The sequence below is a fragment of the Blautia sp. ZXY-1-C6 genome (assembly GCF_056339875.1).
On the sequence record NZ_JBWJVQ010000096.1, the window covers coordinates 1 to 2,778 of the forward strand.

The 2,778-nt window shown below is 42.4% G+C and carries 3 protein-coding genes and 1 pseudogene; all 4 read left to right on the forward strand.

The features are described from left to right. A pseudogene (locus tag AC075J_RS03580) lies at positions 1 to 170 on the forward strand (coproporphyrinogen dehydrogenase HemZ); the annotation flags it as partial. A gap of 17 nt (positions 171 to 187) precedes the next feature. After that, on the forward strand, positions 188 to 850 hold the full coding sequence (locus tag AC075J_RS03585; RefSeq protein WP_020994017.1) for an HD-GYP domain-containing protein: 663 nt from the start codon (positions 188 to 190) through the stop codon (positions 848 to 850). Then, a complete protein-coding gene (gene hisS / locus AC075J_RS03590) occupies positions 783 to 2,039 on the forward strand; it encodes a histidine--tRNA ligase (protein ID WP_008703721.1) in 1,257 nt (418 codons plus the stop codon). Before AC075J_RS03585 ends, hisS begins: the two co-directional genes overlap by 68 nt. A 96-nt stretch (positions 2,040 to 2,135) precedes the next feature. Then, positions 2,136 to 2,778 (forward strand): amino acid--tRNA ligase-related protein (locus AC075J_RS03595; RefSeq protein WP_476390013.1); only part of this gene is annotated, 643 nt, incomplete at its 3' end.

Genomic DNA, 2,778 nt, shown 5'->3' on the forward strand with positions numbered 1-2,778 from the left:
AGGAAAAACAGCCTATCATCGCACTGGGGGCAGGCGGTTCTTCCAAGCTGGTCTTTGACCATGGACAGAGAATTGAACGTGTGGAGAATGTAAAAGACGTTTCTAATTATATTTCCCGCATTGATGAGATGATCGAGAGAAAACGGACAGCAATAGCTACCTGGCTGTAGGATGTGGAGGTAACATTTTGGACACAGTACAAAAGACAGCAGCAGGTTCACAGCAGAGAATCCTGGAATTTGACCTTGCTTCTGAACTGCATCATGGAATGCTGGTAAGTAATCTGGCTTATGCGGTTGCAGAGGAGATGGGACTGCCGCATGAACAGTGTTATGAGCTTGCAATAGCAGGAATGCTCCATGATATAGGAAAGCTGAAGCTGACAAGTTATATTAACGGACAGGAGCAGGATCCTCTGGTGATCGAGGAACTGAAGTATGTCCGGATGCATTCTGCATTGGGATATGAGGAACTTAAAGGGCAGGGATATTCGGATTTTGTATTGGAGAGTATCCTGTACCATCATGAGAATTATGATGGTAGTGGATATCCGTCCAATAAAGCAGGTGATGATATACCCATAGGTGCCCGGATACTCAGAGTCTGCGATGTATATGCAGCATTGATCTCTGACAGACCATACAGAAGAGGATTTGATATTTCTTCAGTTATGGAGTTGATGATCGATGAAGTAAAAAATTTTGATATGCAGGTTTTTCTTGCGTTTCAGAGAGTGGTTCATAATGGAGACGGGCAGAATTTTTATAAAAGAGGAGGACAACATGGCATTAAAGAAGAAACCGGTAACCGGTATGAAGGACATTTTACCAAAAGAGATGGAAATCCGTAATTATGTGATGAACATGATTCGTGAAACATACGGAACATTTGGCTTTTCATCTATAGAGACACCATGTGTGGAACATATTGAAAATCTTTCCAGTAAACAGGGCGGAGAGAATGAGAAACTTATTTTCAAGATCCTGAAACGTGGGGAGAAACTGAAACTTGCGGAAGCAGAGAAAGAAAGTGATCTGGTTGACTCCGGACTTCGCTACGATCTGACTGTGCCGCTTTCCAGATATTATTCCAACAACGCAAATGAGCTTCCGGCTCCTTTTAAGGCACTTCAGATGGGCAATGTGTGGAGAGCAGACAGACCGCAGAGAGGACGTTTCCGTCAGTTTATGCAGTGTGATATTGATATTCTGGGTGAGCCTACTTATCTGGCTGAGATCGAACTGGTTCTTGCTACCACAACGTTGCTCGGAAAGCTGGATTTCCATAACTTTACGATTCGCATCAACGACAGAAAAATCTTAAAAGCGATGGCGCAGTACAGTGGATTCCCACAGGAAAGCTTTGACACTGTGTTTATCATTCTGGACAAGATGGACAAGATTGGTCTGGAAGGTGTTGCAGAAGAACTGGAGAAGGAAGGATTTGCAAAAGAGAGCATTGATACTTATCTTGGACTTTTCAAAGAGATCACTTCTGACATTGAGGGTGTCCGTTATTGCAAGGAGAAATTAAAAGATGTTCTGGATCCTAAGGTTGCCGAGGATCTTGAGACTATTATTTCTACTGTGGATTCTGTTAAAACAGCAGATTTTAAGATGTCTTTCGATCCGACTTTGGTACGTGGAATGTCTTATTATACAGGACCGATTTTTGAAATCTCTATGGATGAGTTTGGCGGCAGCGTAGGCGGCGGTGGACGCTATGATGAGATGATCGGTAAATTTACAGGAAACAATACATCTGCCTGCGGATTTTCAATTGGATTCGAGAGAATCGTAATGCTTCTTCTTGAGAGAAATTATGAAATCCCGACAAAGAATGGTAAGAAAGCATATCTTATCGAGAAGAATATGCCGGCAGACAAGATGCTGACGATTCTGAAACAGGCTCAGGAAGAGCGTAATGCCGGAACACAGATCAATATTTCTATTATGAAGAAGAATAAGAAATTCCAGAAAGATCAGATGACAGCAGAGGGCTATACAGAGTTTGTAGAATTCTTTAAAGACAGAATGTAATAATTCGTAACTGTTCAGCAACATTGCGAGATAGCAGACTGCCGGATAGTTACAACAATTCTTATAATATAGAAAGCATGAAAAGAGGAAAGAAACATGGCTGAAAGTATGCAGGGACTGCACAGAACATGCCGATGTGCAGAAGTAACAAAGGAAATGATCGGCAAAGAAGTTGTCCTTATGGGATGGGTTCAGAAAGCCCGCGATAAAGGCGGGATTATTTTCGTAGATTTAAGAGACCGTTCCGGTATCATGCAGCTGATTTTTGAGAATGGCAGCATTGATGAAGAAGGTTTTGCAAAAGCAGGTAAGCTGAGAAGTGAATTCGTAATCGCTGTTACCGGTGTGGTAGAAGAAAGAGGCGGCGCTGTTAACAAGAATCTTGCAACAGGTGAAATTGAGCTTCGCGTAAAATCCCTTCGTGTTCTGTCTGAAGCAGAGGTACCTCCGTTCCCAATTGAAGAGAACAGCAAGACAAAAGATGAAATCCGTCTGAAATATCGTTATCTTGACTTAAGAAGACCTGACCTTCAGAAGAATATTATGCTTAAGAGCAAAGTCATGATGATTACAAGACAGTTCTTCGCAAAAGAAGGATTCCTTGAAATTGAAACTCCGATGCTTGGTAAGAGTACACCGGAAGGTGCAAGAGATTATCTGGTACCGTCTCGTGTTCATCCGGGACATTTCTATGGTCTGCCACAGTCTCCGCAGCTGTACAAACAGCTTCTGATGTGCT